This is a genomic window from Stappia taiwanensis, assembly GCF_014635285.1.
GTDB classification, from domain to species: Bacteria; Pseudomonadota; Alphaproteobacteria; order Rhizobiales; family Stappiaceae; genus Stappia; species Stappia taiwanensis.
This window is the reverse complement of record NZ_BMCR01000003.1, coordinates 449,900-471,149: the sequence shown is the minus strand read 5'-3', so window position 1 is coordinate 471,149 and position 21,250 is coordinate 449,900. Positions and strand designations below refer to the sequence as shown.

The 21,250-nt window shown below is 67.7% G+C and carries 22 protein-coding genes; 15 read left to right on the top strand and 7 right to left on the bottom strand.

Going from position 1 to position 21,250, the window contains the following annotated elements:
- Positions 1-186: 186 nt before the first annotated feature.
- Genes IEV83_RS09555 through lpxK form a run of 6 tightly spaced genes read left to right on the top strand, consistent with a single transcriptional unit; the run spans position 187 to position 5,794 of the window.
- Positions 187-1,530, top strand: coding sequence for a TldD/PmbA family protein (locus tag IEV83_RS09555; protein ID WP_181760217.1), 1,344 nt, complete (start codon positions 187-189; stop codon positions 1,528-1,530).
- Positions 1,517-2,332 carry a 3'(2'),5'-bisphosphate nucleotidase CysQ gene (locus tag IEV83_RS09550; protein WP_244628127.1) on the top strand — a complete coding sequence of 272 codons (816 nt, stop codon included), beginning with the start codon at positions 1,517-1,519 and terminating at the stop codon, positions 2,330-2,332. Before IEV83_RS09555 ends, IEV83_RS09550 begins: the two co-directional genes overlap by 14 nt.
- A gap of 41 nt (positions 2,333-2,373) precedes the next feature.
- Positions 2,374-2,616 (top strand): DUF4170 domain-containing protein, encoded by a 243-nt coding sequence (locus IEV83_RS09545; protein WP_181760218.1) that lies wholly within the window; start codon positions 2,374-2,376, stop codon positions 2,614-2,616.
- 54 nt (positions 2,617-2,670) lie between these two features.
- A complete protein-coding gene (locus tag IEV83_RS09540) occupies positions 2,671-3,360 on the top strand; it encodes a lysophospholipid acyltransferase family protein (protein WP_181760219.1) in 690 nt (229 codons plus the stop codon).
- A complete protein-coding gene (locus IEV83_RS09535) occupies positions 3,357-4,763 on the top strand; it encodes a 3-deoxy-D-manno-octulosonic acid transferase (protein ID WP_181760220.1) in 1,407 nt (468 codons plus the stop codon). Before IEV83_RS09540 ends, IEV83_RS09535 begins: the two co-directional genes overlap by 4 nt.
- Positions 4,760-5,794 carry a tetraacyldisaccharide 4'-kinase gene (lpxK, locus tag IEV83_RS09530; RefSeq protein ID WP_181760221.1) on the top strand — a complete coding sequence of 345 codons (1,035 nt, stop codon included), beginning with the start codon at positions 4,760-4,762 and terminating at the stop codon, positions 5,792-5,794. The genes IEV83_RS09535 and lpxK overlap by 4 nt, the downstream gene beginning before the upstream one ends.
- A 40-nt stretch (positions 5,795-5,834) precedes the next feature.
- Here the strand turns inward: lpxK and IEV83_RS09525 are convergent, their stop codons facing one another.
- The 3 genes from IEV83_RS09525 to IEV83_RS09515 form a co-directional block, all read right to left on the bottom strand.
- Complete coding sequence (locus IEV83_RS09525; RefSeq protein ID WP_181760222.1) at positions 5,835-6,056, bottom strand: DUF2093 domain-containing protein; 222 nt, start codon at positions 6,054-6,056, stop codon at positions 5,835-5,837.
- A 128-nt stretch (positions 6,057-6,184) separates the two neighbouring features.
- Positions 6,185-7,978, bottom strand: a complete 1,794-nt coding sequence (locus IEV83_RS09520; RefSeq protein WP_181760223.1) for a monovalent cation:proton antiporter-2 (CPA2) family protein — start codon at positions 7,976-7,978, stop codon at positions 6,185-6,187.
- Positions 7,979-8,107: 129 nt separating this feature from the next.
- A complete protein-coding gene (locus tag IEV83_RS09515; RefSeq protein WP_181760224.1) occupies positions 8,108-8,536 on the bottom strand; it encodes a VOC family protein in 429 nt (142 codons plus the stop codon).
- Between the two features lie 285 nt (positions 8,537-8,821).
- Between IEV83_RS09515 and IEV83_RS09510 the strand changes: the two genes are divergently transcribed.
- Positions 8,822-9,670 carry a patatin-like phospholipase family protein gene (locus IEV83_RS09510; RefSeq protein WP_181760225.1) on the top strand — a complete coding sequence of 283 codons (849 nt, stop codon included), beginning with the start codon at positions 8,822-8,824 and terminating at the stop codon, positions 9,668-9,670.
- 156 nt (positions 9,671-9,826) lie between these two features.
- Positions 9,827-10,615, top strand: a complete 789-nt coding sequence (locus IEV83_RS09505) for an MBL fold metallo-hydrolase (RefSeq protein ID WP_209003067.1) — start codon at positions 9,827-9,829, stop codon at positions 10,613-10,615.
- 9 nt (positions 10,616-10,624) lie between these two features.
- On the opposite strand, the gene IEV83_RS09500 is transcribed toward IEV83_RS09505, so the two are convergent.
- Positions 10,625-11,053, bottom strand: coding sequence for a nucleoside deaminase (locus tag IEV83_RS09500; protein ID WP_181760227.1), 429 nt, complete (start codon positions 11,051-11,053; stop codon positions 10,625-10,627).
- A 196-nt stretch (positions 11,054-11,249) separates the two neighbouring features.
- Between IEV83_RS09500 and IEV83_RS09495 the strand changes: the two genes are divergently transcribed.
- Together IEV83_RS09495 and rsmD are read left to right on the top strand one after the other, a co-directional pair.
- The gene (locus IEV83_RS09495) at positions 11,250-12,845 is read left to right on the top strand and encodes a pseudouridine synthase (RefSeq protein WP_181760228.1); all 1,596 of its coding nucleotides are present in this window, start codon (positions 11,250-11,252) and stop codon (positions 12,843-12,845) included.
- On the top strand, positions 12,842-13,399 hold the full coding sequence (gene rsmD / locus IEV83_RS09490; RefSeq protein WP_181760229.1) for a 16S rRNA (guanine(966)-N(2))-methyltransferase RsmD: 558 nt from the start codon (positions 12,842-12,844) through the stop codon (positions 13,397-13,399). Before IEV83_RS09495 ends, rsmD begins: the two co-directional genes overlap by 4 nt.
- Before the next feature lie 37 nt (positions 13,400-13,436).
- Here rsmD and mutL read toward each other — a convergent pair whose 3' ends face one another.
- The gene (gene mutL, locus IEV83_RS09485) at positions 13,437-15,335 is read right to left on the bottom strand and encodes a DNA mismatch repair endonuclease MutL (RefSeq protein ID WP_181760230.1); all 1,899 of its coding nucleotides are present in this window, start codon (positions 15,333-15,335) and stop codon (positions 13,437-13,439) included.
- Positions 15,336-15,517: 182 nt separating this feature from the next.
- On the opposite strand from mutL, the gene IEV83_RS09480 reads away from it, so the two are divergent.
- Positions 15,518-16,390 (top strand): TIGR01459 family HAD-type hydrolase, encoded by an 873-nt coding sequence (locus IEV83_RS09480; RefSeq protein WP_181760231.1) that lies wholly within the window; start codon positions 15,518-15,520, stop codon positions 16,388-16,390.
- Between the two features lie 157 nt (positions 16,391-16,547).
- Here the strand turns inward: IEV83_RS09480 and IEV83_RS09475 are convergent, their stop codons facing one another.
- Both IEV83_RS09475 and IEV83_RS09470 read right to left on the bottom strand, forming a co-directional pair.
- Entirely contained in the window at positions 16,548-17,225 is a 678-nt protein-coding gene (locus IEV83_RS09475) for a protein phosphatase CheZ (protein WP_181760232.1), read from the bottom strand.
- 136 nt (positions 17,226-17,361) lie between these two features.
- Positions 17,362-17,745: a response regulator gene (locus tag IEV83_RS09470; RefSeq protein ID WP_181760233.1), complete on the bottom strand. Its 384-nt coding sequence runs from the start codon at positions 17,743-17,745 to the stop codon at positions 17,362-17,364.
- A gap of 345 nt (positions 17,746-18,090) precedes the next feature.
- Here IEV83_RS09470 and IEV83_RS09465 point away from each other — a divergent pair, with 345 nt between their 5' ends.
- The 4 genes from IEV83_RS09465 (at position 18,091) to lspA (ending at position 21,205) form a co-directional block, all read left to right on the top strand.
- Complete coding sequence (locus tag IEV83_RS09465; protein WP_181760234.1) at positions 18,091-18,546, top strand: MaoC family dehydratase; 456 nt, start codon at positions 18,091-18,093, stop codon at positions 18,544-18,546.
- Positions 18,547-18,707: 161 nt separating this feature from the next.
- On the top strand, positions 18,708-19,703 hold the full coding sequence (locus IEV83_RS09460; RefSeq protein ID WP_244628126.1) for a bifunctional riboflavin kinase/FAD synthetase: 996 nt from the start codon (positions 18,708-18,710) through the stop codon (positions 19,701-19,703).
- Positions 19,700-20,656 carry a DMT family transporter gene (locus IEV83_RS09455; RefSeq protein ID WP_181760236.1) on the top strand — a complete coding sequence of 319 codons (957 nt, stop codon included), beginning with the start codon at positions 19,700-19,702 and terminating at the stop codon, positions 20,654-20,656. Before IEV83_RS09460 ends, IEV83_RS09455 begins: the two co-directional genes overlap by 4 nt.
- Positions 20,657-20,689: 33 nt before the next feature.
- Complete coding sequence (gene lspA, locus IEV83_RS09450; RefSeq protein WP_371873426.1) at positions 20,690-21,205, top strand: signal peptidase II; 516 nt, start codon at positions 20,690-20,692, stop codon at positions 21,203-21,205.
- Positions 21,206-21,250 lie beyond the last annotated feature (45 nt).

The window sequence follows — 21,250 nt, the reverse complement described above, 5'->3', positions numbered from 1 at the left end:
ACGGCTCGCGATCGGCTTAACAAGCACGGTTAACTTTTTCCCTCTTCCAAGAGGGTTAGGGAAAGGTCACCGAACAGGATCAACAAATCCTCACCGAACCGCTCGCACCGCCTTGCGGGCGCCGCCACCGGGCAATAGGGTCGCCGGCGCGCCGGACAGTCTCTTTCCTCCCGCAAGGACCGAACCATGCCTCAGCAGATTGACCAGTCGAAACTGATGGCCGATGCGGAACGCCTCGTTGCCGCCGCCAAACGCGCCGGGGCCGATGCCGCCGATGTCGTCGCCGTGACGGGTGTGTCCCTGTCCCTCGACGTGCGCGATGGCCGGACCGAGGAAAGCGACCGCTCGGAAGGCGATGATGTCACCTTGCGGGTGTTCAGCGGCCGCCGGGTGGCCAGCGTCTCCGCCAATTCCTTCAACGATCCGGATGCGCTCGCCGAGCGGGCGGTGGCGATGGCCCGGGTCGCGCCGGAAGACCCCTACGCCGGTCTTGCCGATGCCGACGCGCTGGCGTCCGAGATCCCCGCGCTTGATCTTCTTGACGAGACCACTGCGGACGCCGCGGCGCTGAGCGAGCGCGCCCGCGCCGCCGAGGCCGCCGCTCTTGCGGTCTCGGGCGTTACCAAATCCGGCGGCGCCAGCGCCTCCTGGCGGCTCGGCGGGCTCGTCCTTGTCACCAGCCACGGGTTTCGCGGCGGCTATCTGGTCTCCCGGCACGGGGTCTCGGTGACCGCCATCGCCGGCGAAGGCACGAACATGGAGCGGGACTACGACTTCGACAGCCGCACCTATCTCGGCGAGCTGGATGCCAGCGAGGAGATCGGCCGGCGTGCCGGAGAGCGCGCCGTCGCCCGGCTCAATCCCCGGCAATTGTCCACCCGCACCGCGCCGGTGGTCTACGAGCCGCGCGCCGCACGCTCCCTGCTCGGTCACTTCACCTCGGCGATCAACGGCGCGGCGATTGCCCGTGGCACCAGCTTCCTGAAATCCTGTCGCGGCGAAAAGGTGTTTGGCAAAGGCATCCGCATCACCGACGATCCGACCCTGCCCCGGGGCGCCGCCAGCCGGCCGTTCGACGGCGAAGGCTGCCCCGCCCTCGCCATGACGCTGGTGGAAGACGGACGACTGCTCGACTGGCTGCTGGACACCGCCAGTGCCCGCGAACTGGGCCTTGCGCCGAACGGACGGGCAACGCGCGGCGGCGCCGGCCCCGCGCCCGGCGCCACCAATCTGACCCTTGCCCCCGGCGCCCTGTCTCAGGAAGAGATGCTGGCTGAGATCGGCACCGGCCTTTTGGTCACCGACCTGATCGGGCACGGTGTCAACGGCATCACTGGCGACTATTCGCGCGGCGCCTCCGGCTTCTGGATCGAAGACGGGGCCATCGCCTATCCGGTGAGCGAGATCACCCTGGCCGGCAATCTCAAGGAGATGTTCGCCGGCCTCGTCCCGGCCAGCGACCTCGATACCCGCTCGGCCTTTGCCACCCCCAGCATTCTGGTGAAGGACATGACCATTGCCGGCCAGTGACGACACCGCCAAGGCGGCCACCGCCGCCAATCTCGACGATCTGACCCTTCTGGTGGATGCGGCCCGCCGGGGCGGGCAGATGGCGCTCGGCTATTTCCGGAACGATCCGAAGCGCTGGACCAAGGACAATGATTCCCCGGTCTCGGAGGCCGATATCGCCGTCGACCGGTATCTGGCCGAGCTTTTGCGCGGCGCGCGCACCGGCTATGGCTGGCTGTCGGAGGAAACGGCGGACGACCCCGCCCGTCTCGGCATGGCCCGCACCTTTATCGTCGATCCGATCGACGGCACCCGCGCCTTCCTCGCAGGCTCGCCGGACTGGACGGTTGCCGTTGCCGTGGTGGAGGCCGGGCGGCCGGTCGCCGCCGCCGTCTACCGGCCGGCCAGCGACGAGATGTACACCGCGACGGTGGGTGGCGGCGCGGCGCTGAATGGCGAGCCCTTGCGCGTTTCCACGATGCCGTCCTTGGAGGGGGCGCGTCTTGCCGGCCCCAAGCCGATGGTTACGCAAGAGGCGGTGCGCCGCGCCGGTGTCGTCTACGGCGGCTACGTGCCCTCGCTGGCGCTGCGCATCGCCCTGGTTGCCGCCGGGCGGATCGACCTTGCTGCGGCGCGGGAGCGCGCCTGCGACTGGGACCTTGCGGCGGCCGATCTTTTGGTGCAGGAAGCGGGCGGGCGTCTTGAGAACATGCGCGGCGGTCCGGTTCTGTACAACCGTGCCAATGTCCGCCATCCGGCCTTGCTGGCCGGCCCGGAGGCGCTCGTAACCCCGCTGCGCCCGATCCTGGCCGACCTGACTTAGTGCGCGGCGCTCCACTGCAGATGTCCCTCGGAGACTGAAGAATGACCCGCGAAGAAACCCCGAAGCAGCTCCTGCACCTCGTCTTTGGCGGCGAGCTGGAATCCGTCGACGGCCTGACGTTCCGCGACCTCCAGGACCTCGATATCGTCGGAATCTACCCCAACTACGCCAGCGCCCACAAAGTCTGGAAAGAGAAGGCGCAGATGTCCGTCGACAATGCGCATATGCGGTATTTCATCGTTCACATGCATCGGCTGCTCGACCCCGAGACGGTCGGCGAATAAGCCGAACGGCATGTTTTCCCCGGCACAGACCGCAGTACGGCAGAGAGGCCGGCCATGCTGAAACGCATCGGCCGGCATCCGCTTGTCGTCAATGCCGGCGGCGCTCTCCTGGCTGGCTACCTGCGCCTGGTGCGCCGGACCAGCAAGCTGCGCTTCGATCCACCGAACTTTCATGAGATCATGGGCGACAATCGCCCCGCGATCGTCACCAGCTGGCACGGACAACACTTCCTGATGCCCTTCGCCCGGCCCGAGGGCTGGGACGTCAGGGTGATGATCTCGCGCTCCGCCGATGGCGAGATCAACGCCATCGCCGCGCGCAAGCTCGGCCTTGGCACGATTCGCGCGTCCGGTGCGCACAAGGCACATCAGATCTCCAAGCGTGGCGGGCTGCGCGGTTTCATCGAAGCCCTCAATCTGCTGAAGGCTGGCGGATTCGTTGCCATGTCCGCCGATGTGCCGAAGGTCTCGCGGATCGCCGGGGCCGGCATCATCACCCTGGCGCGCCATTCGGGCCGGCCGATCTTTCCGATCGCCATCGCCACCAGCCGGCACATCACCCTTGGCACCTGGGACCGGGCGACGATCAATCTGCCGTTCAGCCGCATGATCATTGCCGCCGGCGAGCCGGTGACGGTTCCAAAAGACGCGGACGACGCGCTGTGCGAAGATCTGCGGCGACAGCTCGAAGACAATATGAACGCCGCGACCGAGCGGGCGTGGCAGTTGGCCCGACAAAAATGACCGCACCGACACCAGACCCTCCAGCGACCGAGCCGGCAGCCCCCGGCACGGCGAACGCGCCGGCGTTGCCGCCGGCCAAGGCCGGCTGGCTGTCGCAACTCATCGGCAAGACCCTCCTGGCCGGCTACCGGCTGTTCGGCACCCTCGCCGGCCCGGGGCTGCGGCGGATTCATGCCCGGCGGGTGGAGCACGGCAAGGAGGATCCGGCGCGGCGCGGCGAGCGCTTCGGCCACCCCTCCCTGCCCCGACCGGAAGGACGCCTTGTCTGGCTTCATGCGGCCAGCGTCGGCGAACTCAATGCCGCACGCGCCCTGATCGACGCCATCGCCACGACCCATGGCCCGGTGCTGGTGACCACCGGCACCGTCACCTCGGCGCGGATCGCCGCCGCCAACCTGCCCGCCGGCGCGTTCCATCAATATGTGCCCTATGACACGCCGCCCAATCTCGACCGGTTCCTGAACCACTGGCGGCCGGACCTTGCCATCGTCATGGAATCGGAGATCTGGCCCGCCACCATCACCGCGCTCGACGCGCGCGGCATTCCGCTCATCTCCGCCAGCGCCACCATGTCGCCGCGCTCGGCGCGCGGCTGGCGAAGACTGCGCCCGCTGGCGGCCCAGCTCTTCCCCCGCATCGCCTTGTCCCTGGCGCAAACGCCGGAGGACGCCGACCGGCTGCGGGCGCTTGGCGTCGCCCAGGTGGAGGTCACCGGCAACCTGAAGATCGACAGCGCCACCCTTGCCGCCGATCCGCAGGCGCTGGCATCGATGCGCCTGGCGATCGGTACCCGGCCCACGTGGCTGGCGGCAAGCACCCATGACGGCGAAGAGGCGATCATCGGTGCGGTGCATATTGCCCTCCGCCATCGGCTGCCCGGCCTACTCTCAATCCTCGTGCCGCGCCACCCGGAGCGCGGTCCGGCCATCGCCGAGATGCTGCGCGCCAAGGGGCTGAGCGTCGCGCTGCGCTCGGCCGGCGACGCCCTCACCGAGGCGCAGGACATCTACATCGGCGATACCATCGGCGAGATGGGCCTCTACTACCGGCTCGCGCCGGTTGCCTTCATCGGCAAGACCCTCATCCCCGGCGGCGGTGGCCAGAATCCGCTGGAAGCGGCACGGCTCGACACGGCCCTGCTGGCGGGACCCAATTTCGGGGTCCTCGAAGATATCTACCACCCACTGATCGAAGCCGGCGGCATGGAAATCATCGCCGATGACATGGCGCTGGCGGATGCGGTCGAAACGCTTTTGAACAGCCCGGAGGCGCGGCAGGACCGGGCCCGGCGGGCGGCGCGCTTCGTCGACGCCCAGAGCGGCGCGCTGGCGGCGACCCTTTCCGCCCTTGCCCCCTATCTCGACCCCGATCTTGGCCCCCATCCCGAAGGACCGGCACGATGAGCGGCGGGCTGACCGCCCCGGGCTTCTGGTGGCGCCGCACACGCTCGGCGGTCGCATGGTTGCTGGCGCCGGCCGGCTGGCTCTACGGACAGATCGCCGGATACCGGATGCAGACGCGGCCGCGTGGCCGGGCCGATGTGCCGGTGATCTGTATCGGCAATTTCGTGACCGGCGGCGCCGGCAAGACGCCGTTTTGCCTGGCGCTGGCCGCACTGCTTGCGAGGGAAGGGCGCCACCCGGTGTTCCTGCTGCGCGGCTATGGCGGGCGTCTTTCCGGTCCGGTCCGGGTCGATCCGGCGCGGCATGACAGCCTTGCGGTGGGCGACGAGGCGCTGCTGCTGGCGGCCCATGGCCCCACGGTCATTGCCGCCGACCGGGTCGCCGGCGCCCAGCTCGCGCAAACCCTCGGCGACGTCATCGTCATGGATGACGGTTTCCAGAACCCCGTCCTCCACAAGAGCGTCAGTCTGGTGCTGGTGGATGGAACAACGGGGGTCGGCAACGGCCTGTGCCTGCCGGCAGGGCCCTTGCGCGCGCCGCTTGGCCTGCAGTTGCAGCACGCCGATGCGCTGGTGGTGATCGGCGCGGGCACCGCCAGCGACCCGGTTCAGGCGGTGGCTCGCAGCCTTGCCCGCCCGGTGTTCCGGGCCCGGCTCACACCCTGCCCGCAGCCGGAGTTGGCCGGCCGACGGGTCCTGGCCTTCGCCGGCATCGGCCGGCCGGAAAAGGCCTTCGACAGCCTGCGTGCGCTTGGGGCGGATATCGTCGAGCAGCGCGCCTTCGGCGATCATCACGCCTATACGGAGGCGGACGCCCGCCAACTGCTGGAGGCGGCCGAGCGCCAGGGGCTCACGCTGATGACCACGGCCAAGGACATGGCCCGCCTGTCGGGCGCCGCCAGTCCGGCGCTTCGGGAGTTGGCGACCCAGGCCCGGGTGTTCGAGGTGGATATGCGACTGGAGGAGCCGCAGGCGCTGATGCGCTTCCTCCGGCCCAGCCTTCGCGACGCGGGCGCGAACGCCGCCAGCTGACGGCGCCCGCCGCGGGGCGCCGAATGGCCGGCCTGACGCGTTACGGCTGGTTGCCCGATTCCCGGTAGCGCTTCATCGACGCTTCGGCATCCACATAGGCTTCCTGCCGCGACACGCTCCAGTATTTCAGCTCGTCGAGCGGGATCGCCTCGCCGGTCACCGCGCAGCGCACGAAGGTGCCGGGCGCGAGGATCTGGAAATCCGCATCGAGATAGCGGATGCGGGCTTCACCCGGCGTGCGCGGGGATTCGTATCGGTTCATGATGGCCTTGCCTCGTCTCGTTCTGCGGCGCCGGGAATTGTTCACTAGATAGCCACCGCAGGGCTGCTTGACCAGCCCCGTGCCCGTCTCGCCCCAAGATCTGTCGCCGGAAGGTCGCCGCTCATCCCTTAGTCCTCTGCCGGCCCGGCATCGGTGGGCTTGCCGTCCCCCTCGCGCGGGGTCACTTGGTGCAACCGGTCCGCACCGGCGAACGGGCCATCGGTCAGTTGCATTTCCATCCGCTCATGATCGCGGCGCCGCACGTCGTCCTCGATCTGGCTGACCCGCTCGCCGGCGATGCCGAGCGCTTCCAGCGCCGCGCGCCCGAAGGTGATGCTGGATTCGAAAGTCTCGCGGATCTGGAATTCGACACCGCGCCGGGTCAGGTCGAGCGCATGGGCCCGGTCCGTCGCCCGGCAATAAAGCTTGGCCTGGGGAAAGTGGGAGCGGATCAGGTCGATCGCCCGCGCCATCACCTGATCGTTTTCGATGCACAGGGCGATCAGCACCGCCTCATCGGCGCCCGCCGCCTTCAACACATCCGGGCGGGTGGCATCGCCATAATAGACCTTGTAGCCGAGCTTGCGGGCATAGGCCATGCGTTCAGGCTGGATGTCGAGCGCGGTGATCTCGATCTCCTCGGAGGTCAGCATCTGCGCCACCATCATGCCGAACCGTCCGAAACCGATCACCAACACCGTCGGTTTCGCCGCGGCGAACCCCTCGATGGCATGGCTTTCCACACCCCGGTTGCGCAAGCGCCCGGCGAGGACATCATGGGCGAGACAGGCCAGCGGGGTCATCAGCATGGTCAGGACGACGATGGCGATCAAAAGGGTGAGCTGGTCGTAAGGCAGAATGCTCGCCGAGGCCGCCGCGGTGAACAGCACGAAGGCGAACTCCCCGCCCTGCGGCAGGGTCACCGCGATCTTCAATGCATCGGAGTTGGTCGAGCCGAACAGCCGCGACAGCCCCCAGATGAGCCCGCCCTTGATCGACATCACCGCCGCGACGCCGATGGCGATGAGCTGCCAGTTGGCCGCCACAAGCCCCAGATCCAGCGCCATGCCGACGGAGATGAAGAACAGCCCCATCAGCAGCGAGCGGAAGGGGTCGATATCCGCCTCCAGCGTGTGCCGGAAGCTGGATTCGGCCAGCATCACCCCAGCGAGAAACGCGCCCAGCGCCATGGACAGGCCGGCGGCGTGCATGATGCCGCCACTGCCCAGCGCAACGAGCAGTGCCGCCGCCAGCATCACCTCGCGGGCGCGCACCGCCGCCAAGAGGCCGAAGAACGGCGTCAGCAAAAAGCGGCCGGTGACGATCACCCCGCCGACGGCGGCCACCGTCGTCGCCACCTCGATCAGGATGTCGGAGCCGCTCGACGGGCCGGAGGCGGGCGACAGGATCGGGATCAGGGCGAGCAGCGGCACGATGGCCATGTCCTGCAGGAGCAGGATGCCGAAGGCGCGCTGCCCGTAGGAAGTCGACAACTGGCCGCGTTCCTGCAGGATCTGCAAGGCGAAGGCCGTTGAGGACAGGGCCAGGCCAAGACCGGCGATCACCGCGATTTCCACCGGCTGCCCGGCCAGCAGGAACAGACCGACGAGCGCGGCGCCGCAGGCCAGCACCTGGCTGGTACCCAGACCGAAGATATCGCCCTTCATGCGCCAGAGCCGGGCCGGTTCCAGCTCCAGCCCGATCACGAACAGAAGCAGCACCACCCCCAGTTCGGCGACACCGAGGATCTCCTCCGCCGACTGGATGAAGTCCAGCCCGAACGGGCCGATGGCCATGCCGGCGGCCAGATAGCCGACCACCGACCCAAGGCCGATGCGCTTGGCCAGCGGCACGGCCACCACCGTGGCGGACAGGAACAGGATCGATTCGACAAAAAACGGCGGGGCAAGTTCGCTGGCCATTACATCTCACACGTTGTCGGGCATGTCTTCACCCGGCAGGTCCTTGACCAGGTGACCTTATCGTGAATGGCGGAGGGGCACCATGCGCCCCCGCCGTCAAGGTCGACAGGTCGCTCGCACGATCCGGCGTCAGGTCGCGAACAACTGTTCCATGTCGGCGAACGCCTTGAATTCCAGCGCATTGCCGGCCGGATCGAGAATGAACAGTGTCGCTTGTTCGCCCGGCTCGCCCTTGAACCGAACCTTGGGCTTGATCACCCAGCGGATGTCGTCGCGCGCGGAAAGGCGCTCGGCCAGGGCGTTCCAGGCGTCCATGGTCAGCACCACGCCGAAATGGGGAACCGGCACCGCATCGCCATCGACCGGATTGGTGATCGGCCCCTTCGCCTTCCTCTCGCCATCGCAATGGGCGACGATCTGGTGGCCGTAAAGGTCGAAATCGATCCAGGAGGCAGCTTCCCGCCCCTGCCGGCAGCCCAGGACGTCCTTGTAGAAGGCGCGGGCCGCTTCCAGATCGTCGACGGGAAAGGCGAGATGAAACGGCGTCAGTGAACTCATGCGATCTCTCCTTCTGGCGCGGCAGCACGGCGGTTTGAAGGACCGCGCGGCGCAAGCGCGGGCATCTGGGATGCAGCCCGCTTTTCAGCACCTTACCGAAAAACCGATCCGCGCCAAGACGCACCGCCTGCTTCCTGACCCATCCGGCGGGGAAACGCAAGACAAGGCAATCGCGGCACACGTTCTGGGCGAAGCTTGAAGGGGGGCGGCAAGGCGCCTACGTTCCCTCGCATCGCCAGACGGCGAAGCAGAGCTTTTCGGATCCAGGATCACCAGCGAGGACATATGTCGACACCACGCATCGGACTGGCGCTTGGCGGGGGCGGCGCGCGCGGCCTGGCGCATGTGCCGGTCATCGAGGCCTTTGACGATCTCGGCCTGGTCCCGCATGCGGTTGCCGGCACCTCCATCGGCGCGATCTTCGGCGCCGGCTATGCCGGCGGCCTGTCCGGCGAGGATTTGCGCGCCGTCTCGGAGGAGACCTTCCGCGACCGCAACGCGGTGCTTGCCCGCCTGTGGAAGCTGCGCCCCCGGCGGATCGGCGATCTGTTCGGCAGCCCCGGTCCCTTGCAGTTCGACGCGGCGAAGGTGCTGGAGCATTTCGTCGGGCCGCATTTCCCGGCCGACTTCGCCGATCTCAAGATCCCGCTGACGATCATCGCCACCGATTATTTCAGCTGCTGCGAAGCCAAGCTCACCAGCGGCCCGCTGCATCCGGCAATCGCCGCGTCGATGGCCATTCCGGCGCTGTTCAAGCCGGTGATGCTGGACGGGCGGGTGATGGTCGATGGCGGCTTGGTCAACCCCCTGCCCTTCGATGCGTTGCCGGACGATCTCGATATCGTCGTCGCCTCGGACGTGATCGGCGCACCGATCCCGCGAAAGGGGCGAAATGTGCCCGGTGCCAGCGACGCGGCCTTCGGCGCCACCCAGATCCTGATGCAATCGATCAATCTGGAAAAGCTCAAGAACCGGCGACCCGACATTCTGGTCAAGCCGGATATCGCCGGGTATCGGGTGCTCGACTTCCTCAAGACCGACAAGATCCTCGCCGCCGCCGAGCCGATGCGCGACATGGTCAAGCGGGAGATCGCCGCCGCCATCGAGACCTTCGAGGCCCGCCGCGCCGGCTGACCTTGAAGCGGCGCCGGGCGGCGCTATCCTTGGGTCAAGGTCACGCAGGGCCTTTGTCCGGGAGGAAGCGCCATGCCGCCATCTTGCCGCCTATCGCCGCCGGTCACCGTCCGGCCGCCCACCCGAACGCAGGCGCCCCGGGAGGTCTCCCACCATTTGGCCTCCCGCCTTGCGGCCCTGCTCCTCGCCTTGTTCCTCCTGCCCGGCACCGCGCTTGCCGCCTGCCAGCTTCTGGCCGGAGGCAGCGCCCCCACGTCCCTGCCCGTCCTGCGCGCCGCGCTGGCCCCTGATGAGGTCGCCATCCGCTACATCGGTCATTCCACCTTCGAGATCGAGACACCGCGCGGGGTCAGGATCGCCACCGATTACAACAACATCCACCGGCCGGCGCGGCTGCCGCGCGTCGTCACCATGAACGGGGCCCATTCCACCCATTTCACCTTTTCCCCCGATCCGGAGATCGAGCACGTCTTGCTGGGCTGGAACCCGCAGGGCGGCCCCATGAACCACGACCTGATGGTGGAAGACGTGCGCATCCGCAATCTCCAGACCAACACGCGCGGCTGGGACGGCGAGACCCGCAAGCTCGGCAATTCGATCTTCGTGTTCGAGGTAGCGGATCTGTGCATCGCCCATCTGGGGCACCTGCACCATCGCCTCACCGACGAGGATCTTGCCCGATTGGGGCAGATCGACATTGTCTTCGCCCCGGTCGACAATGCCTCGACGCTCCGGCTCGACAGCCTGATGGCGGTGCTGACGGCGGTCTCCCCTCGCATCATTATCCCGATGCATGCCTATACCTTCGGCTCGCTCGACGGCTTCACCGCCCGCGCAGCGCAAGAGGGCTATCCGGTGGAGCTGTCACAAACGCCGGGGATGATCGTCAGCCGGAGCACGCTGCCGGCCCGGGCAACCGTCCGGGTGCTGCCGCCAGCCGGTTGAGGCGTGCCCCTAGCGCCGCTCCAGGAAGAAGCCGCGCAAGAGTTCCGCCGCGTCCTGTTCGGCAAGGCCGGAATAGACCTCCGGCGCGTGGTGGCAGGTCGGCTGGCGGAACAGGCGCACGCCGCTTTCCACCGCCCCGCCCTTGGGATCGGCGGCGCCGAAATAAAGCCGCCGCACCCGTGCGAAGGAAATCGCCGCCGCGCACATCGGGCAGGGTTCGAGGGTCACGTAAAGGTCGCACTCCGGCAGGCGCTGGCTGGCGAGATGGGCGCAGGCCTGACGCAGTGCCAGCATTTCCGCATGGGCGGTGGGGTCGGACAATTCCAGCGTGCGGTTGCCGTCGGCGGCGATGATCGCGCCATCGCACACCACCACCGCGCCGATGGGCACCTCGCCGCGCGCGGCGGCGGCGCGGGCCTCAGCCAGGGCCGCATCCATGAAACCGCCGTTTTCGGCGCGGGGAAAAGAGCCGGTTTGCGTCATCGCCGGGCAAGCTAGACCGGCGCGAACGAAAAGGAAATCCATACCGGAAAGACGAAATGCAGGTTCCCCCCGTGTTTATCCTGCAAACAACGGGCAGGATCGGCGAAAACCTGCCTTCCGCGCCGCGCGGCGCTCTGGTATGACGCGCGTCATGACAAAAGACAAACGCCCCTCCCGACCGTTCTCCCGCGACCGCGCCAAGCCCGGGCCGCGCGACGGCCACAAGCGCCGTCCCGACCCCGCCGGCGGCAAACGCGACAAGACCCCGCCCCCGGCGCGCATCGCCCCGGAGGCGAATGCCGGCGAACGTGTGGCCAAGGTCATCGCCCGGGCGGGCCTGTGCTCGCGCCGCATGGCGGAAAGCTGGATCATCGCCGGCCGGGTTTCCGTCAACGGCACCGTCCTGAAGACGCCGGCGGTCACCGTGACGCCTGCCGACACCATTCTGGTCGACGATGCGCCGCTGCCCGAGCGCGAACGCACCCGACTGTGGCTCTACCACAAGTCGCGCGGTCTCGTGACCACAAACTCCGACCCGGAAGGTCGGCCGACGGTGTTCGAGCGTCTGCCGAAGGATCTGCCGCGCGTCCTGACGATCGGCCGCCTCGACATCAACACCGAGGGCCTGCTGCTCCTGACCAACGATGGCGGTCTCGCGCGGGTTCTGGAATTGCCGGCCACCGGCTGGCTGCGCCGCTACCGGGTGCGCGCCTATGGCCGCATCACCCAGGCGCAGCTCGACACCTTGGCCGAGGGCATCGCCATCGACGGCGTGCTTTATGGCGCCATCGAAGCGCAGATCGACAAGGAACAGGGCGACAATGTCTGGATGACCTTCGCCCTGCGCGAAGGCAAGAACCGCGAGATCAAGAAGGTGCTCGAGCATCTCGGGCTCTCGGTCAACCGGCTGATCCGCATCTCCTTCGGGCCGTTCCAGCTTGCCGACCTCGCCGAGGGCGAGGTGCGCGAAATCCGGGGCCGGGTGCTGCGCGATCAGCTCGGATCGCGGCTGGCGGACGAGGCCGGCGTGGATTTCGATTCCCCGCTGCTGACCCCGGAAGCGGACAAGGCGCCCGCTCCGGCGGCCAAGCGCGCCAGCGCTCCGGCTGGCGGCAAACGCACGGAAGGCCGTTATCTGAGCGCCAGCGAAGGCCGGGCGCGGGTGTCGGCACGGGACAACAAGGCCGACAAGGGTCGCTCCCGCGGCGCGAAGCGGCGCGAAGAGGCTGCGCCCGCTGAGAAGCCGGTCAAGATTTCGCCGCGCTCCCGGTTCCGCTTTACCGATGACCTGAAACCCAAGCCGCAACCGGCACGCGGCGCCCAGGGCAGTGGCCGTACGCGCCGGATCTGGGACGAGGAAGGCAGCCTGGTCGTCGACAAGCGGCAAAACGAAAACACCGACCGGGACGACCGCAAGGGTGGCGGGCGCGGCGACAAGCCCGCTTGGTCGCCGCGTGGCGACAGACCTGACCGCGCTCCCCGTGGCGACAGACCCGAACGCGCACCGCGTGGCGACAGACCCGATCGCGCTCCTCGTGGCGACAGACCCGACCGCGCTCCTCGTGGCGACAGGCCCAGTGGCCCGCGCGGGGATAAGCCCGGTGGCGGCAGGCCGGGAGGTCCCGCACGCGGTGGTCCGCGCGGCGGTGGCCGGCCTTCCGGGGGCAAGCCCGGTGGTGGTCGCCCCGGTGGTGGTCGCCCGGGTGGCGGCAAGCCCGGCGGTCCCGCACGGGGTGGCAAACGGTGAGGATCGTTGCCGGCCGCTTCAAGGGAAAGGCGCTCGCCGCACCGGCGGGGGCCTCCACCCGGCCGACCAGCGACCGGTTGCGCGAGACGATCTTCAACGTGCTCGCCCATGGCCATGACCGGGTGCTCACCGATACCCGGGTGCTGGATCTTTTCGCCGGCACCGGCGCGCTCGGCCTTGAAGCACTGAGCCGGGGCGCCCGCGCGGCCGTCTTCATCGAGGAGGCCAGCGGGGCCCGGGCCGTCATCCGGCGCAATGTGGAAACGCTCGGTCTGACCGGCGCGACCAAGATCTTCCGCCGCGATGCCACCCGGCTCGGGCCTTGCGGAACGATGACGCCGTTCGATCTGGTGTTCCTCGATCCGCCCTATCGCATGGGTCTGGGAGAACGCGCGCTGGCTTCCGCGATTGCCGGCGGCTGGCTGGCGCTCGGCGCCATCGCCGTGCTGGAGGAAGACGCCAGGGCGGAGGTGGAGCTGCCCGAAGGCGTGACCACCCTTGACCAACGCACCGTGGGCGACAGCCAGATCCTGTTTCTGACGACCGGGGACTGACGCGCCGCCCACACCCGGGCAGTGATGGCAGTGCTGGCTACTTCCGCCCGAACAGACGCTCGATATCCGACAGTTTCAGCTCGATCCAGGTCGGCCGGCCATGGTTGCACTGGCCGGACAGGGGCGTTGCCTCCATGTCGCGGAGCAAGGCGTCCATCTCCGCCGGGCGCATTCGCCGGCCGGCGCGCACCGAGCCATGGCAAGCCATGGTCGCGGCGACATGATCGAGCCGCTCGCGCACCCGGGTCGCCTTGTCCCATTCGGCGAGATCGTCGGCGAGATCGCGCACCAGCCCCTTGATGTCGATCTGTCCGAGCAGGGCCGGCGTCTCGCGCACGGCCACCGCGCCGGGCCCGAAGGCTTCGAGCACCAGACCGACCGCCTCCAGTTCCTCGGCCCGCTCGGTCAGCCGGGCCACATCCTCTTCCGGCAGTTCCACCACTTCGGGGATCAACAATCCCTGCCGGGGCACCTCGCGGCGGCCCAGCGCCTCCTTGAGCCGCTCATAGACCAGCCGTTCATGGGCGGCGTGCTGGTCGACGATCACAAGGCCGGTCTCGGTCTGGGCGATGATGTAGGTCTCGTGGATCTGCGCCCGGGCGGCGCCGAGCGGGCGGCGCTCCCGGTCATCGGGAACCGTCTCCTCATGGGCGCGGGCATCGGCGGACGGGGCGTCGAGCCGGTCCATCACCGCCTGTTCCTCGGCAAGCCCGGTAGCCGCGGGTGCCACAACCGCCGCTCCGGCCTCCGGTCCGCTCGGCGCGCCGGGCGGCATTGCCCCTGCGTCCAGCGGACGGAAGGCGGAAGCGCGCCAATCGTGCTGCACCGGCGCGCTTGCCGCCGGATAGGGCCGGGCAGCCGCGCCTTCCTGCTGCGGCCCACCGGCAACGCTCCGCCCCAGCACCGACAGGGCGGCGGAGGCATTGTGTGACGACGCCCGATAGCCGGCGGCGGTGAAGGCCTGCTTCAGCCCGCCGACCACCAGACCGCGCACGAGCTGCGCATCGCGGAAGCGCACATCGGCCTTGGCCGGGTGGACGTTGACATCGACCAGGCGCGGATCGAGGTCGATGAACAGCACCACCACCGGATGACGATCGCGGGCGAGCACATCCGCATAGGCACCGCGCAGCGCCGACATCAGCAGCTTGTCGCGCACCGGCCGGCCATTGACGAAGAAATACTGGGACAGGGTGTTGGCCCGGTGAAAGGTCGGCAGGCTGGCGAGGCCAGTCATGCGCACCCCTTCGCGCAGTGCGTCGATGGTCAGCGCGTTTTCGACGAACTCCGCGCCGATCACCTGAGCGACCCGCGCCTTGTGCGCCGTCTCTCCGGTTGCCGCCGCATAGGTCACGGTCTGGCGGTCGGTACCGCCAAGCTCGAAGCGCACATGCGGATGGGCCAGCGCCAGCCGCTTGACCACATCGGCGATGGCCCCGGCCTCGGCCCGGTCGGATTTCAGGAACTTCAGCCGGGCAGGCGTTGCGAAGAAGAGATCGCGCACCTCAACCTGGGTACCGGCGGTGCGGCTGGCGGGGCGCGGCTCCTCTTTCGCCCCGCCCTCGACCGCGATCTGCCAGGCATGCGGCTCATCTGCATGGCGCGAGGTCAGGGTCAGCCGCGAGACCGCACCGATCGACGGCAGCGCTTCGCCGCGAAAGCCGAGGCTGCGGATATCGAACAGATCGTCTTCGCTAAGCTTGGAGGTGCAATGGCGCTCGACCGCCAGAGCCAGATCCGCGCGGGTCATGCCGGAGCCGTCGTCGCTGACGCGCAGCAGCGTCTTGCCGCCGGCGGCGGTGGCCACCTCGATCCGCGTCGCGCCCGCATCGAGCGCATTCTCGACCAGCTCCTTGACGACGCTGGCCGGCCGCTCGATCACCTCGCCCGCAGCGATCTGGTTGATCGCCCTGTCGCTGAGTTGCCGGATCGTCATGATGTGATGCTATCCCGAATCGTGCCTGCTTGCGTGCCACCCTGCCCTTCCATAGCCCATGCAGGAAGCTCGCGTCAGGTCTGCTCCCCCGGCTTTTCCTTTTCCCGGCGGATCGTCTATGGTCCGCCGGCGCCGGACATCCGGCCACATCATCGACCGCCCCATCCAGCAAGAGTTCCCGCATGAACGCCTCCGCTCCGCTTCTCGTCCCCGGCCTTGCCGACCTCGCGCCCTCCTACAAGGGGGTGCTGTGCGATGTCTGGGGGGTGCTGCACAATGGGGTCGATGCCTTCGCCGATGCCGGCGCCGCCTTGCAGCGCTTTCGCGAAGAGGCGGGCGGCACGGTCGTGCTGATCACCAACGCGCCGCGCCCCTCCGCGCCGATCCATGCCCAGCTTGAACGCCTGGGCGTTCCGCGCGCCGCCTATGACGGGCTGGTCACTTCCGGTGATGTCACCCGCGCCCGGCTTGAGGCCAACAGCGGCAAGGCGATCCTGCATATTGGCCCAGAGCGCGACCGCCCGCTGTTTGACGGGCTCGATATCCGCCTCGCCAGCGAGAAAGACGCGGAGTTGATCGTCTGCACCGGGCTGATCGAGGACGAAGCCGAAACGCCGGACGACTACCGGCCGATGCTGGAACGGCTGGTGGCGCGCAAACTGCCGTTCCTCTGTGCCAATCCGGACATCGTGGTGGAACGCGGCAACCGGCTGATCTGGTGCGCCGGCGCGCTGGCCCGGCTCTATGAGGATCTCGGCGGCGAATTGACCATCGTCGGCAAACCGCACACGCCGATCTACGAGGCCGCCCTGTCCCTGCTCGACGAGATGGCCGGCTCGCCGGTGCCGCGCGGCAAGGTGCTGGCGATCGGCGACGGCCTGCCGACCGACATTCGCGGCGCCGTGGCGCAGGAGCTCGACGTGCTGTTCATCACCGGCGGCATTCACAGCTCCGACTTCGGTCCGGTCGATGCGCCGGAGGAAGCACTGGTCCGCCGCCGTCTCGCCGAGGAAGGTCTAACCGCGCGTGCGGCGACCCCCTATCTGAGGTGGTAGGCGAAGCGGACAAAGGCCCCGATCAGGGGGCATGAGATGAGAAAAGGCCGGGCACATCACGTGCCCGGCCCTTCAGTTACCAGCCAACTCTCGCGGGGACGCTGGCCAGCTCGTCAGGCGCCCGGTGACAGGCGCCAAAGTCCCTGTTCGGCCGCCCTCAGCCGAACAGCTTGTCGATTTCGTCCTGGGCGCCGGACGACATCATGCTGTCGACATCGTCCTGGGAGACGCCCTCGCCCGTGTGCTGCGGGCCGTGCAGGATCAACTCGCGCTTGCGTCGTTCGGCATCGGTTTCCTCCGCCGGCGCGTCATCGCCCTCGGCGATCCGCAGCCGCTCGACGAAGGCGGAAACCCGCGCGTCGATGGCGTTCAGCGTTGCCACCACCTTGGAAATGCGCTGGCCGGTGATGTCCTGGAACGCGCAGGCCTCGAAGATCTCGATCATCTTGTCGTTGACCAGGTTCCGATAGGCATCGGGGTCCTGCTCGCCGGTCTCCATGATCGTTTCGGCCGCTTCCATGATCGTCTCGGTCGCACGCTCGGTGGAATCGACGATGGCATCCAGTTCGCGCCCGGCTTCGGGGATCTGGTTGTCCTTCATGTCGTTCGGCCGAAGCTGCAGGATCTCCCCCTTCAGCCGGGTGATCTCGTCGGCGATCGCGGTCAGTTCCTTGGTCACCGTCGGCTGGACAGCGGTCAGGAACGCGCGCATCGAGCCGGTCATTTCCTCGGCAAGCTGGATCACGTCGTTCAGCGTCACACTGCCGTCGCGCTCACGATTGTTCTCAAGGAAAGTAATCAGGCCGGCAACGTCTTCTTTTCTCAGAGCGCCCATGTCACTCTCCTTTTCAGCCCGCGCATCAAGGTCCTCGCCAGGGCCTGTCCCTTCGGACAGACCGGACCCGTTCGCCGGCGGGACCACCGCCGGTCGTCTTTCATGCCGTCGCATCGACCAGGACGCGTACCCGCGCCTAGTCGGCGAACACGGCCTCGATCTTGCCCTTCAGCGTCTGCGCATTGAACGGCTTGACGATGTAGTTGTTGACGCCCGCCTTCTTGGCGGCGATCACGTTTTCCGTCTTGGATTCGGCGGTGACCATGATGAACGGCGTCTTGCAGAGACCCGCATCGGCACGCACCTGCTTCAACAGTTCGTAGCCGGTCATCGGCTCCATGTTCCAGTCGGAGATGACCAGCCCATAGCGGCGCTGCTTCATCTTTTCCAGCGCTTCGGTGCCATCGGCGGCATCGTCGATATCCTCGAAACCGAGCTGCTTGAGCAGGTTCCGAATGATGCGGATCATCGTCTTGTAGTCATCCACCACGAGGATCGGCATCTGAACATCAAGGGCCATTGTCTACTCCATACTGTCAATTTGCCCGACCCGTCTGACCGGTCGTTTGATGCTGTGTGATCTCAGGAGGAAGACACGGGCCCCGTGTCGCCGCCCCCCCACTTCGGCAGACCCTAGCGGCGAGCCCCTGAAAACTCCGTTAATGCACAGCCGGGTTTCTTCCCCCGGCGCCTTTTGCACGCCTGACGCCCGTCCCCACCACCTGCGCAACCTGTCGGTGGCCGGAAAGCCGGCCGATGCATTGGCAATCCGTCGAAGTCCGGCAGAAACCGGTTTCCCCTTTCCACGAAAAAGCACTAGCCTCCGCCGGCTCCAGATTCATCCCGACACCTGAAAGGACCGTCGATGCTCGTCTTGCAGACACTCTATTTCGAAGACCTCAAGCCGGGTTTGAGCGAGACGCTGACCAAGACCGTGGATTCCTCCGACGTCATCGGCTTCGCCGAAGTGTCCGGCGACCGCAATCCGATCCACCTGTCCGAGCATTTCGCCGCCCGCACCCCGTTCCGCACCCGCATCGCCCATGGTCTATATACCGCCAGCCTGATTTCCGCCGTCCTGGGGACGCGGCTGCCGGGGCCGGGCGCGATCTATCTGTCCCAGACCCTGAATTTCCGCGCACCGGTGCGGATCGGCGACGAGGTCACCGTCACCGTCACCGTCGCGGAACTGATGGAAAAGGGCAATCGAGCGCGCCTTGCCTGTGTCTGCTCCGTCGGCGACACGGTGGTGCTGGAGGGCGAGGCCGTGGTCAAGGTGCCCACCCGCGCCGAGGCCGATCCCGTCGACCCCCGAAGCTGAGGCCTTTGCCGGCCTTGCATTCTCCCGTCCGGCCCCACTGGGCCGAACGGCAATGCTTGACCTTTTCCCGGTGAATGGGCAGGGTCCGCCCGCGTTTCTTTTCCCTCCCCCGGTCGTCTTCGACCGGCCAGTGGTCCTTGCCGATGCCCGATCAATCGTCTTTGCCTGTTGCCTCCCCGTTCGACATTGTCGAGGATCTGGACGCCCTGCCGGCGCGCCTGCGCGGCGGCGTCGTTGCCATCGGCAATTTCGACGGTGTCCATCGCGGTCACCGGGTCGTGTTGAAAACGGCAATGACCATCGCCGAAGAGGCCGGGGTTCCCGCCTATGCGATGACGTTCGAGCCGCATCCGCGCAGCGTCTTCAATCCCAGCAAGCCGGTGTTCCGCCTGACGCCGCCGGCCATGAAGATGCGCATTCTGGCGGCCGCCGGACTTGCCGGCGCCGTGACCGTTCCCTTCACCCGGGAGTTTGCCGGCATCGAGCCGGAGGCCTTCGTCGCCGATGTCCTGCAGGAGCGGTTGCGGATCGTCCATGCGGTGACCGGCTATGACTTTCATTTCGGCCGTGCCCGCCGGGGCACGCCGGAATTCCTCCGTCAGGCAGGAGCCGCCGACGGGTTCGGCGTGACCATCGTCGAGGCGGAAACCGACGAGGGGCGCGAGGCGGTGTCCTCCAGCCGCATCCGCGCCGCGCTCGAAGAAGGCGATGTGGTTCATGCCAATGCCCTGCTCGGCTATCGCTGGCAGGTGGATGGCGAGGTGCGCCAGGGTGACCAGCGCGGCCGCGACCTCGGCTATCCGACCGCGAACATCGCCCTGCCCCCCGAAACCCGTCTGGCCCACGGCATCTATGCAGTACGCGCGCTGGTCGGCGACCGCTGGATCGACGGCGTTGCCAGTTTCGGCCGCCGCCCCACCTTCGACAATGGCGCGCCGCTGCTGGAAGTGCATCTGTTCGACTTCAGCGGCGATCTCTACGGCCAGACCCTGCGGGTGAGCTTTGCCGCCTACCTGCGCCCCGAACTTGCCTTCGACAGTGCCGAACTTCTGGTGGAGCAGATGGACCGGGACAGCGCCGAGGCGCGTGCCGTGCTGGCCTCCTTGCAGCCGCTCGGGCCGCTCGATCTTGCACTCAATGGGGCCGGACCGGCATGACCTCGACGGCAAACGCGGGAGCGCCCGACGCCTCGGCCATGCGCGGCATCATGCTGATGTCGGGCGCAATGCTCCTGGTGCCGATGATGGACATCTGCGCCAAGTATCTCTCCTCGTCCCTGCCGCCCCTGCAGATCGCCTTCGGTCGCTTTGCCTTCCAGATGCTGTTTGCGCTGCTGACGGCGGCGGTCGGCCCCGGGCTCGCCAGTCTGCGCGCGCCCCGGCTGTGGCCGCACCTGCTGCGCGGCTTCTTCCTGGCCGGCGCCTCCGCCCTGTTCTTCTCCGCGCTGAAGACCATGCCGGTGGCCGATGCCATCGCCATTTTCTTCGTCGAGCCGATGATCCTGACCATCCTGTCGGCGCTGTTCCTGCGCGAGACGGTGGGCATTCGCCGCTGGGCCGCCGTGCTGGTCGGGCTGGTGGGAGCGATGATCATCATCCGCCCCGGCTTTGCCACCTTCGGCGTCACCGCCCTGTTGCCGCTCGGCACCGCCTTCCTGTTCGCGCTCTATCTGGTCGTCACCCGGCGCCTGTCCGGTGAAGGCTCGATGCTCTGCGTCCAGTTCACCGCCGGTCTGGGTGGCTGCCTGCTGCTCGGTCCCTTGCTCGTCTTCGGCGGGCTTGCCGGGTTCGACGACTTTGTTCCGGTTGCCCCCAAGGTGCCGGGCCTTGCGCTGCTCGCGATCATCGGCGCGATCTCCTTCTTCGCCCACGGGCTGATCGTCAAGGCCTTCGCCGCCGCGCCGGCCTCCGTCCTGGCGCCGTTCAACTACCTGGAAATCGTCAGCGCGACTCTGTTCGGCTATCTGGTGTTCGGCGATTTCCCCGATGGCGTGACCTGGATCGGTATTGCCCTGATCGTCGGCAGCGGCATCTATATCGCCCACCGGGAACACCGGCGCAGCCGCACGGATCTGGCCGCCCGGGCGACGCGGGCAGGCCCACCGGACTGAGCGTCCGCAGCCGAGAACCAGGACCCAAGCTTCATGACCAAACCGACATTCTGGGGGCCGATGAGCGCCCGCATCCTGTGGGTGGCACTGATCGGCATGGCCATCGACCAGGCGTTCAAGCTGTGGATGCTGTTCGGCTATGACATCGCCGCGCGCGGGCGGGTCGAGCTCACCCCGTTTCTCGATCTGGTGATGATCTGGAACTACGGCATTTCCTATGGCCTGCTCCAGCAGGATGGCTCGCTCGGGCGCTGGCTGCTGATCGCCGCCACCCTTGTGATCACAATCGTTTTCTGGATCTGGGGCGCGCGCAGCGACCGACCGCTGCAGGCCCTGTCGCTTGCCCTTGTCATCGGCGGCGCGCTGGGCAATGGCATCGACCGCATCGCCTATGGCGCGGTGGCCGATTTCTTCCATGTCCACGTCGGCGATTTCTCGTGGTACGTGTTCAACCTTGCGGATGTGTGGATCGTTGCCGGGGTCGCCGGGTTGCTGTATGACAGTTTCCGGTCCGGCCCCAATGATGCCGCAAAGACGCCGTCTATGTAGCTCTGCCGCAAGCCTTGGCCTGCCGGGGCCCCGAGACCCGGAATT

What these genes read in the sequence shown, in the direction of transcription:
- IEV83_RS09470 (WP_181760233.1), bottom strand. Translation starts at nt 17,745, where the DNA reads ATGGCCCTTGATGTTCAGATGCCGATCCTCGTGGTGGATGACTACAAG.
- IEV83_RS09500 (WP_181760227.1), bottom strand. Translation starts at nt 11,053, where the DNA reads ATGGATGCGGCCCTGGCTGAGGCCCGCGCCGCCGCCGCGCGCGGCGAG.
- IEV83_RS09520 (WP_181760223.1), bottom strand. Translation starts at nt 7,978, where the DNA reads ATGGCCAGCGAACTTGCCCCGCCGTTTTTTGTCGAATCGATCCTGTTC.
- lspA (WP_371873426.1), top strand. Translation starts at nt 20,690, where the DNA reads ATGACCAAACCGACATTCTGGGGGCCGATGAGCGCCCGCATCCTGTGG.
- IEV83_RS09495 (WP_181760228.1), top strand. Translation starts at nt 11,250, where the DNA reads ATGACAAAAGACAAACGCCCCTCCCGACCGTTCTCCCGCGACCGCGCC.
- IEV83_RS09480 (WP_181760231.1), top strand. Translation starts at nt 15,518, where the DNA reads ATGAACGCCTCCGCTCCGCTTCTCGTCCCCGGCCTTGCCGACCTCGCG.
- IEV83_RS09540 (WP_181760219.1), top strand. Translation starts at nt 2,671, where the DNA reads ATGCTGAAACGCATCGGCCGGCATCCGCTTGTCGTCAATGCCGGCGGC.
- mutL (WP_181760230.1), bottom strand. Translation starts at nt 15,335, where the DNA reads ATGACGATCCGGCAACTCAGCGACAGGGCGATCAACCAGATCGCTGCG.
- IEV83_RS09510 (WP_181760225.1), top strand. Translation starts at nt 8,822, where the DNA reads ATGTCGACACCACGCATCGGACTGGCGCTTGGCGGGGGCGGCGCGCGC.
- lpxK (WP_181760221.1), top strand. Translation starts at nt 4,760, where the DNA reads ATGAGCGGCGGGCTGACCGCCCCGGGCTTCTGGTGGCGCCGCACACGC.
- IEV83_RS09515 (WP_181760224.1), bottom strand. Translation starts at nt 8,536, where the DNA reads ATGAGTTCACTGACGCCGTTTCATCTCGCCTTTCCCGTCGACGATCTG.
- IEV83_RS09525 (WP_181760222.1), bottom strand. Translation starts at nt 6,056, where the DNA reads ATGAACCGATACGAATCCCCGCGCACGCCGGGTGAAGCCCGCATCCGC.
- IEV83_RS09465 (WP_181760234.1), top strand. Translation starts at nt 18,091, where the DNA reads ATGCTCGTCTTGCAGACACTCTATTTCGAAGACCTCAAGCCGGGTTTG.
- IEV83_RS09555 (WP_181760217.1), top strand. Translation starts at nt 187, where the DNA reads ATGCCTCAGCAGATTGACCAGTCGAAACTGATGGCCGATGCGGAACGC.
- IEV83_RS09455 (WP_181760236.1), top strand. Translation starts at nt 19,700, where the DNA reads ATGACCTCGACGGCAAACGCGGGAGCGCCCGACGCCTCGGCCATGCGC.
- IEV83_RS09535 (WP_181760220.1), top strand. Translation starts at nt 3,357, where the DNA reads ATGACCGCACCGACACCAGACCCTCCAGCGACCGAGCCGGCAGCCCCC.
- IEV83_RS09545 (WP_181760218.1), top strand. Translation starts at nt 2,374, where the DNA reads ATGACCCGCGAAGAAACCCCGAAGCAGCTCCTGCACCTCGTCTTTGGC.
- IEV83_RS09475 (WP_181760232.1), bottom strand. Translation starts at nt 17,225, where the DNA reads ATGGGCGCTCTGAGAAAAGAAGACGTTGCCGGCCTGATTACTTTCCTT.